Annotated in this window: 6 protein-coding genes; all 6 read left to right on the top strand. The window is 47.7% G+C overall.

The window, feature by feature from the left end:
• The first annotated feature begins 338 nt into the window (after positions 1–338).
• The 6 genes from AC5JL3_RS07505 to AC5JL3_RS07480 all read left to right on the top strand — a co-directional run bounded on the left by AC5JL3_RS07505 (position 339) and on the right by AC5JL3_RS07480 (position 10,214).
• A complete protein-coding gene (locus AC5JL3_RS07505) occupies positions 339–1,709 on the top strand; it encodes an AAA family ATPase (protein ID WP_496073889.1) in 1,371 nt (456 codons plus the stop codon).
• 5 nt (positions 1,710–1,714) lie between these two features.
• Positions 1,715–2,395: a DUF4276 family protein gene (locus AC5JL3_RS07500; RefSeq protein ID WP_496073888.1), complete on the top strand. Its 681-nt coding sequence runs from the start codon at positions 1,715–1,717 to the stop codon at positions 2,393–2,395.
• Between the two features lie 362 nt (positions 2,396–2,757).
• A complete protein-coding gene (locus AC5JL3_RS07495; RefSeq protein ID WP_496073887.1) occupies positions 2,758–3,492 on the top strand; it encodes a DUF4058 family protein in 735 nt (244 codons plus the stop codon).
• Between the two features lie 29 nt (positions 3,493–3,521).
• A complete protein-coding gene (locus AC5JL3_RS07490) occupies positions 3,522–3,944 on the top strand; it encodes an EndoU domain-containing protein (RefSeq protein WP_496073886.1) in 423 nt (140 codons plus the stop codon).
• Positions 3,945–3,956: 12 nt separating this feature from the next.
• A complete protein-coding gene (locus tag AC5JL3_RS07485) occupies positions 3,957–5,933 on the top strand; it encodes a tetratricopeptide repeat protein (RefSeq protein WP_496073885.1) in 1,977 nt (658 codons plus the stop codon).
• Positions 5,934–6,041: 108 nt separating this feature from the next.
• Positions 6,042–10,214 carry a non-ribosomal peptide synthetase gene (locus AC5JL3_RS07480; protein WP_496073884.1) on the top strand — a complete coding sequence of 1,391 codons (4,173 nt, stop codon included), beginning with the start codon at positions 6,042–6,044 and terminating at the stop codon, positions 10,212–10,214.
• The last annotated feature ends 5 nt before the right edge of the window (positions 10,215–10,219 follow it).

The raw sequence follows: 10,219 nt of genomic DNA, 5'->3' as shown, positions 1-10,219 counted from the left end.
TACGTTAGATTGGCTCTATTAATAGTAGCCTAACTTCCGCCGAAGTCTACTAGCCCTTTGTGAGCTAAAGTCTGAGCAATTCATTGTCTTCTGAAAGGCTAAAACCAAAACCAGATCGAGCGTATTCATTCAGGAAGCTGAGGCTAGTTGGCTGGGATGAGTTAGGAGTTTGTGTAGCTGCTCACTAAAGTAGAGAACTTCGTAATCTGGTGCTAGTTCCTTTTGCAACCGTAATAATCAGTGGCTCAGGCTATCTTCTTGAATTAGAGGGACAATAGAATAAAAGCGCTCAAGTGATAATATTGACGACTGCTTAGCCCTTTTGGGAAAAACAGCCAATGCTAACCCGAATTGAAATCGACGGGTTTAAGACCTTCGAGAATTTTGCTCTAGATTTAGGACCTTTTGTAGTGATTTTGGGGCCAAATGCTTCTGGTAAATCCAATCTATTTGATGCGATTCGACTCCTCTCCCATTTAGCCGGAACTGACTTGCGAACAGCCGTCAAGACCTTGCGCGGCGAACCTCAAGAGTTGTTTCGTAGAGAAGCGGATGGTTCCTCTGTCACCCGAATGGCTTTCACAGTAGAGCTGCTCCTCGCGCCCGAAGTACGAGACCCTTGGGGTGACACGGTAAAAATTTCTCATTCTCGTGTGCGTTATGAGGTGGAGATTGAACGCCGGAAGGATGACCGGGGTATTGAGCGATTGGTCGTAGCAAAAGAGGAGGCAAAACCCATCCTCGCTCAAAGCGACAAGTGGCGACCCAAACAACAGGAACTTTCAGCTCAATTTAGACAATTATTCATGAAATACGGTCGCCGCACACCTTGGCTAACTACAACTACTGGCGAATCTGGCGGCAAGCGCAGTTTCAAAATTAATCAGGATGGCAGAAAAGGTCGGACGCGCCCAGCAGAAGCCGCAGAAGCTACAGTGCTGTCAAGCATTACTTCTGCCGAGTTTCCACACCTTTATGCCCTACGCGAGGAGATGCGCTCTTGGCGTTTTCTCCAACTCGACCCCAATGCACTGAGGCGACCAAGTCCTACCACTGCTGCTCTTGAACTGGAACCAGATGGAGCAAATCTTGCTACGGTACTAGCTCGAATTCAAGCTGAGACAGCAATGGAAATCCGACCTAAGGGAGACTTAGCAGATATTGCTGCCGATCTGACCTCCCTGATTCCCGGTGTAGTGGGTGTGAGCATTGAGGAAGACAAGAAAAACCGAGAGTACCGGATTGACATTGACATGAGGGATGGATTTCCTTTCAGCTCTCGTGTTGTATCCGATGGCACTCTACGTGTTTTAGCACTGCTGACTCTTTTACACGATCCGAAACATCGTGGCTTAGTCTGTTTTGAAGAGCCGGAGAATGGGGTGCATCCCTTCCGTTTGAAGGCAATGATTGAACGGCTACGCGAACTAGTGACAGATCCAACTTCTGAGGAGGTGGAGGAACAAGAACCGCTCTCCCAAATGCTTCTCAATAGCCATTCCCCTGTAGTTCTCTCTTGCTTGGAAGACGATGAAGCGATGTTCGCTGATATGGTCAGTGTCGTGAACCCAGAAGTAGACAAAATAAGTCGTAAAACCCGCATCAGACCTGTCAAGGGTCAAGGAGAGCTGTTGGCTGAGGAAAATCGAGAGTACGTCAGCAAGGTCGAGGTGGAACGCTATTTGCATAGCGTCGATCGCGAGGGTTAGCGCAGGTGCAATATTTGGGATTAGCCTTATTCGCAGAAGGGCCTACTGACTACCGCTTTTTGCCCCCCGTTCTGCGTCGTGCAACAGAGGAATTGTGTTTGAGGAATGCTCGAACTACGGTAGAAATCGGGGATGTATTGAATCTGCACGCGCCTCAAGACTACCGAGATGCAGACCTTGCTACCCAAATCGTAGAAGCAGCAAAAGCAGCTAATGGAGCGTATAACATTCTGTTCATTCATACAGATGGATCAGGCGATCCAAAAGCTGCTTATGATCAGCGGGTTCAGCCAGCCAAGGAGCGCATTGCATCTGAACTGTCTTCTCAACTGAAGCGGACAGTGGGTGTTGTGCCTGTTCGGGAGATGGAAGCTTGGACGCTGGTGGACGGTGATGCTTTACGAGATGCCTTTGGAACGGTGCTGGATGATGAGGCTTTGGGCATACCATTAAGACCGCGTGAGGTAGAAAGTATTCTCGATCCCAAGCAAACGCTCAATCAAACTTATGCCAGGATAGTAGGAACTAAGCAGCGTAGACGCAGAACTGCGGCAGACTTCTTTGATGCGATTGGGGAGCGGGTGCAGTTGACCCGTCTTCGTCAAGTTCCAGCGTTTGGGCGTTTTGAACAGGAGCTACGTACCGCACTAGTTGAGCTTAGCTATCTCAGTGAGGAGACACCATGAGACAGAGAGTTCTTATTAGTCTGGGAAAAATACGAGATGAATTGCGATCGCACAACTCTCTAAAGTAGTTGAAAGCTTGAAAGATAGCTCGGCTCAAACTAAAGCCCCAGCGTTAGTACCAATTTCCCGTGAGGCTCGACGGATGAAGTTATCCTCGTTGAACAAAGAAAGCAAGTAGAATCAAAAGTAACAATAGACCTCTTGCAAAAGTTCTTTTCATCAAATTCTGGGGCAGGCGGGACGCCTACCCCACAAGAAAAAATGGCTATGAGTGGGATGGGCATCTTGCCCGTCCTAGCTACTTTTGCAAGAGGTCTAATGATTAAAACATACTATTGGAAAGGTATGTCAGTTGCCTACCAATGATGCTGCAAGATCATTTTCGTCCACCGTTGAGTACTCGTCGTCACTGGCACGCATTTCATAACGCTTGGGCAACCTATATTGCATCGGACTTGAACGCTAAATTGCCAGAGGGTTACTTTGCTGAACCCAACGTGCAGTTCGGTATTGAAATTGATGTCGCTGCATTTGAGGAATCTCAGCAGGGATTTGCAAACGAAACGGGAATCATTCAGCTACCAACAGAGTCTCAGAGTCTATGGATACCTCCAGAAGCAACGCAAACTGTGCCATTTCTGCCAACAACTGAGAGTGTAGAAGTAAGTATCTTTGATTCTGAAACAGGGCCTATTTTGAAAGGTGCAATTGAATTAGTTAGCCCTGCCAACAAAGATCGCCCTGCTCATCGTGCAGCGTTTGTTTCCAAGTGCGAAACTTATTTGCGGCAGGGAATTGGCTTGATTGTGGTTGATGTTGTCACCGCAAGGCAGGCAAATTTGCATGGTGAATTATTAGCACGTCTCACTGAGGGCAAAGCATCTTCAGCCAAACTGAATCTTTATGCGATCGCCTATCGAGCGATCGAGCGAAATGGACAGCCAAGCTTGGATATCTGGCAGGAAGAACTAGCGATCGGCAGTATTCTGCCAACTCTACCTCTGTGGTTGCGCGGTGAGATTTGCTTGCCAGTTGACTTGGCGGCAACCTATGAGCGCACCTGTCGAGAACAACGGATTACAGTGAGCAGCGCTTAAATTTGTCAGGGTAGAGTACAGTTTCTTAAATGCGAGAGAAAATTCTCTACGGAGAGCGAGTTCCCAATCCCAACTCGCCGGGTGGTCTTTCCAACAAACTGATAGGCGCTCACTCACCTAGAATTAAAAATCGTTCCGATTTCGATGTCGAAGTTATTAGCAATAATGCTGATGGCACAACAACTGTCAAGTTGGTCAAAGAATTTCCAGATGGCGATGTCTCCAAAATTAAGAAATCCACCTTAGCACCGGACAGTTGGAGCGATGACAAAATTATCGATGTAACCAACCAAGTAGCGAGTACTCCTCCCGTTGCCATAAGTTCGCGGGGGGATGGTTCAACCTTGCATCGGCAGATTGTTGATGGCGTAGAGTGGGAGGTAATCAAGGATGCTTCGGGAAATGTTACATCCTCTTATCCTACTGGCGGCACTCCGACCACAAATTTTTGAGGCGGTGGTACTATGACGATTTTTCAAGAGTTAGATGCATATTTGAGCCAAGATTTCTCAGACGACTATTGGGCTGATGACGCTAGCTTATATGCCTGTGAGCTGGTTAAACAACTGACAACAGAGGATTGGAATGCTCTCAAGTCTTCTTGGCAAAATCGCTCAAAGCCTTGGCAGGAGCGCTGTGCCGAGATTCTCGATTGGGGAGAAGCGCTTCAGGCAGTTCCTCTGCTGCTGGAGATGATTCGCGAGGAAGATGATGAGTTGACACTAACGGCGGCTGATTCTCTGAGGTCGATAGGTGTAACTGAGCTAGATTTGCCTATAAGTGCGGATATCTTGTCACGTTTGCAAGCAGTGGCGCATTCAGGTAATGTTGCTAAACTCATCATCAATCAGTTGCTGAAACAATTAGAAGTTAAGGTGTATCGCGATTTTTTAATTGAGGTATTGCAAGCAACCCAAGATAGCAAGGGCGACCAGCGAGTGGTGTACCCACTGTTGCAGGCGAACCTGGACAAGCTAGATAATAACTTTGCTCAAGCGTTGCGAAGCTGGGCGACAGCTACCTTATCGGAATTAGAGGCAGAGCAAACACGACGCACCGCAGTAGCTATTGGCAATTTCAGCAACCTGATTCGGGAGTTCCGGAGAGGTCACCGAGCCAGCAATCTGGAAATTGCTATTACGGGCTATGAGGTCGTTGCCACAGTTTTTACCCATCAAGCCTTGCCCGACCAGTGGGCTACTACGCAAAACAATCTAGGTAGTGCTTACTGTGAGCGCATCAAGGGAGAGAGGGCAGAGAATATAGAAGTGGCAATTCGCTGTTTTTCTTCTGCATTGGAGGAATACACCCGCCAAGCCTTTCCCAAACAATGGGCTGTCACCCAAAACAATTTGGGTAACGCCTACCTTAACCGCATCAAGGGAGAGAGGGCGGAGAATATAGAAGTGGCAATTCGCTGTTTTTCTTCTGCGTTGGAAGAATACACCCGCCATACCTTTCCGCAGGACTGGGCTATGAGCCAAAACAATCTGGGCGCTGCCTACTTTAACCGGATTCAGGGAGAGCAGGCAGAGAATTTGGAAACAGCAATCTACTGTTTTTCTTCTGCGTTGGAGGTACGTACTCGTCAAGACTTTCCCGAACAATGGGCTGCCACCCAAAACAATCTGGGCAATGCCTACAGTAACCGTATCCGGGGGAAGAGAGCAGAGAATATAGAAGTAGCCATCCGCTGTTTTTCTTCTGCGTTGGAGATACGTACCCGCCAAGACTTTCCCGAACAATGGGCTGCCACCCAAAACAATCTGGGCAATGCCTACCTTAACCGTATTCACGGCAATAGGGCAGAGAATTTGGAAGTAGCAATCCACTGTTTCTCTGCTGCGTTGGAGGTACGTACCCGTGAAGCCTTCCCTCAAGACTGGGCAGATACCCAAAGCAATTTAGGTGTTGCCTACCTTAACCGTATTCACGGCAATAGAGCAGAGAATTTGGAAGCAGCAATCCACTGTTTCTCTGCTGCGTTGGAGGTACATACCCGCCAAGCTTTCCCTCAAAACCATGCAAAAGCCCAATTCAACCTAGGTCTTGCCTACCGAGATGCCCAACAGTTCTCCAAGGCTTACAGTGCCTTTGCCCTCGCCATCGATGCTGTGGAATTCCTACGCAGTGAGATTGTCTCTGGCGATGAAGCTAAACAAAAACTAGCTGAAGAATGGAATCCGCTTTATCAAGACACAGTGGAAGTTTGCCTAGAACTGCATGACTACACTGAAGCCATAAAATACGTCGAACGCAGTCAAGCGCGCAACTTAGTAGAACTCCTTGCCAAACCTGAGCTTTACCCCGAAGGAAGCATTCCCACAGAAATCCTCAATGAACTCGATCATCTACGTGAGGAAATTACCCACACCCCTCAGCTGATAGACATGGAAGTAGAGCGTAGGCGGCGGGGAATTTTGACTTGGAAAAGTGCCTGAGGTTATTCTTGAGAATTTGCAGCAATCCAAGCCGATGTAGTTATTACAAGTGTAATAACGAAGGAGCAGTACAATGGCAACACGCTTAAACGACCAGCTCAGAAGCTTATGAGCCAGCATCTTGCTGACAATTCCCTCAGGGCGGCTGAGGAAAAACTCAATACTTTAGAAGAATCAGAAGTCTTCGTCTTTCCGGCATCGTTTGCCCAGCAACGGTTGTGGTTTCTCGATCGCCTCTTCCCAGGCAATTCCTTCTACAATGTGTCCGCAGCACTTCGCCTAACAGGTTCGCTCAACATAGCAGCGCTAGAGCAAACGTTTAACGAAATCGTGCGTCGCCATGAAGCCTTGCGTACCACCTTTAGGATGCTGGAGGGGCAACTTGTCCAGGTAATTGCTCCTTCCTTAACTATCCCTCTGCCATTGGTCGATTGGCGATCGCTACCAGCAACCGAACAGGAAGCTGAAACTCGACGACTGGCTACCGAGGAGCGATCGCGTTCTTTCGATTTATCCTCCGAACTGCTACTACGAGTCATGCTCCTACAGCTAGACTCATCAGAACACGTACTCCTGCTGAATCTGCATCATATTGTCTGCGATGGCTGGTCTATCGGAGTCCTACTTCGGGAACTAGGAACACTTTACACAGCCTTTGCCAACAACCAGCCATCACCCTTACCAGAACTGCCTATCCAATATGCAGACTTTGCCGACTGGCAACGCGAATGGCTACAGGGTGAGGTTCTAGAGACTCAGTTAGCTTACTGGAAGCAGCAACTAGACAATCTTCCCCTACTGAATTTACCCACCGATCAACCTCGCCCTGCTACTCCAACCTACCAAGGGGCAACACAATTTCTAGAGTTACCAAAAAACCTGAGTCAGGAACTAGACGCACTTTCACAACGCCAAGGGGTGACTCTGTTCATAACTCTCTTAGCAGCATTCCAAACCTTGCTCTACCGCTACACGCAGCAAGAGGATATTGTAGTCGGTTCTGCGATCGCCAACCGCAATCGCCAGGAAATAGAAGGACTAATTGGTTTTTTTGTCAATAGTCTGGTGTTGCGTACCAATTTATCAGGCAACCCAACATTTCTAGAACTCCTAGACAGAGTACGGGAGGTCGCGCTAGGAGCCTATGCCCATCAGGACTTACCCTTTGAGAAGCTGGTCGAGGAACTGCATCCAGAACGCAACCTGAGCTACCATCCCTTATTCCAGGTCGCGTTTAGCCTCCAAAACACACCCATCAAGGCGCTAGAGTTACCTGGACTAACCTTCTCGCTGCTGGACTTCGACAACCCAAGCGCTAAGTTCGATCTAGAGTTCCACCTGTGGGAATCACCGGAAGGTCTTAGAGGACAGGTAACTTACAGCACCGATTTATTTGATGATGCCAGAATCACTCGGATGCTGCGACACTTTCAAACGCTGCTGGAAAGTATTGTCGCCAACCCCCAGCAACGCCTTTGTGACTTGCAACTTTTAATAGAAAGTGAACGGCATCAACTGCTAGTGGAGTGGAACGACACCCAGACTGATTATCAGAAGGATTTATGTATCCAGCAGTTGTTTGAAGCTCAGGTAGAACAGACACCTGATGCCATAGCCTTAGTCTTTGAAGACGAACAACTCACCTACCGAGAACTCAACAACCGCAGCAACCAACTCGCCCATTATCTGCAAAAACTAGGGGTAGAACCAGAAGTTCTAGTTGGTATCTGCTTGGAACGTTCTGTGGAAATGATAGTGGGTTGCTTAAGCATCCTCAAGGCAGGTGGAGCCTATGTGCCATTAGATCCCACCTATCCTCAAGAGCGTCTTAACTTCATGCTAGAGGACGCTCAAATACCCATCTTGCTCACTCATTCAGTTTTAGCCCCCCTTTTTAAGGGGGGTTGGGGGGATCGAGCAACATATAGCGGACAGCAGAATCAGTTATCTTTAGTTTGCCTAGACAAAGAGGCGGATGCAATTACCCAACAAAGCAAGGAAAACCCAATCAGCAGCGTCACACCTAACAACTTGGCTTATGTCATCTACACTTCTGGCTCGACTGGAAAACCCAAAGGTGTTCTAGTACAGCATCAAGGGTTGTGCAACTTATCTCAGGTCCAGATTCAGACTTTAAACCTAAGCGCTTGTAACCGCATCCTGCAATTCGCCTCTCTGAGTTTTGATGCCTCGATCTTTGAAATTGTCATGGCACTCTTAACTGGAGCAACACTGTATTTAGCAAAGAAGGAATCCCTTCTACCAGGAACAGCCCTAATCCAACTGCTACGCGACAGAGCAATTACCCACGTCACACTTCCGCCTTCCTTGTTAGCCGTTCTACCTGCACAAGAACTTCCTGAACTGCGGACGATTATCTCTGCCGGAGAAGCCTGTTCTACCGATATCGTAAAACGCTGGGCTTCAGGTCGTCGATTTTTCAATGCCTACGGCCCAACTGAAGCAACTGTTTGGTCTACCGTAGCGGAACTCAGTGACGGTAGTGAGAAACTATCTATTGGTCGTCCGATTGCTAACACACAAGTTTATATACTGGACTCCTATCTACAACCTATACCTATCGGTGTTCCGGGAGAACTGTATATCGGTGGTGATGGACTGGCGCGAGGTTATCTCAACCAACCTGAGTTAACTACACAGAAGTTTATTCCTAATCCTTTTAGCCACAAACCTGGAGAGCGCCTTTACAAAACAGGTGATTTAGCTCGTTACCGACCTGACGGTAACATTGAATTTTTAGGTCGCATTGACGAACAAGTAAAGATTCGTGGCTTCCGTATTGAGTTGGGGGAAATTGAGACGGTGCTAAATCAGCATCCGGATGTGAAAGAGGCAGTTGCGATCGCAAAAGAAGACGTATCTAGTAACAAGCGTTTAGTCGCTTATGTTGTCCCAAACCAAGAGCAGTTACAGACGGTAGAGGCGCAGGACTGTGCGTCCTCACTACGCTGTTTCTTAAAAGAGAAGCTGCCAGAGTACATGATTCCCTCCGCTTTTGTAATGCTGGAGGCTTTGCCGTTGTTGCCCAATGGTAAAGTAAACCGTCGTGCCTTAAAGGGGCTTAGTACAGATAAGACTGAATTAGCAGAAGACTTTATCGCTCCCCGTACTCCAACAGAGGAAGCGATCGCAAAAATTTGGGCTGAGGTTCTGAAGTGCGATCGCATAGGAGTTCGTGACAACTTCTTCGAGTTGGGAGGTGATTCACTTTTAGCCGTCCGCCTCATGGCTCAGATTCACGAGCAGTTTGAGCGAGATTTACCGCTATCTGCCCTCTTCTTAAATCCTACAGTTGAAGGTCTAGCAAGTGTTCTAGGGCAAGAATCAGATACTCTGCCTTGGTCTCCCTTAGTTCCCCTTCAGCCTGCTGGTTCAAAGCCACCTTTCTTCTGCGTTCATCCAATCTTCGGTACTGTCTTCCCTTATTATGAATTGGCTTATTGTCTAGGATTTGACCAACCCTTTTACGGGTTGCAGCCTCTAGGACTGGATGGAGAACAACCTCCCTTAACTCGCATTGAGGACATAGCTGCTTACTACATCAATTGCTTGCGTAAAGTTCAGCCGTCTGGTCCCTACTTTCTCGGAGGCTGGTCTTTCGGGGGTTTAGTTGCTTTTGAAATGGCTCAACAACTGACGAGAGGGGGGCATCAGGTCGCTCTACTCGCTCTACTGGATACCCTTGCTCCAATTCCTGGCAACATACCTTCCTTTCGGGAGGGCTTCAAGTTTCTTCTGACCACAGCAACGCGCTCAATTTGGTCATTTTTACTCGACTATTTTTATTTAATAACTGCTTCTAATAAAGACGAAAGTAATAGTTTCTTGCCTAGTTTTACTAATTTCAATAAGCTTTTTCAGTGGCTTGGAAGTAGTGAAACCTTGTCCTCTCTTTGGAGAAAAGCCGCTTTAACTAGCCTCATCCCTCAGGAGTCTAGAGAGCGAATACTGAGCGAACTAAACATTCGCCCTATGCTTCGTGTCTACCAAGCTAACAGCCAAGCCAATCTCAACTATGTCCCACAGGTCTATCCAAACCCAATTACTCTTTTAAGAACAAGTGGTGAGTCTAGTACTGCTCATAAAGACTCAACTTTAGGCTGGAGTCAGCTAGCTAGGGGAAAAGTGGAAGTTCATCAGGTTCCTGGTAATCACCTAACAATGCTAAAGAAACCCCATGTTCAGGTTCTCGCTGAACAGCTAAGAATTTGTATCAAGAATACACAGGCTGAAGGATTCGGCAAAGGGTGGGACAGGTAATTTGA

It is taken from the genome of Symplocastrum torsivum (genome assembly GCF_059505465.1).
Note: the sequence above shows the minus strand (reverse complement) of the source record. Positions and strands in the feature narration are given on the sequence as shown.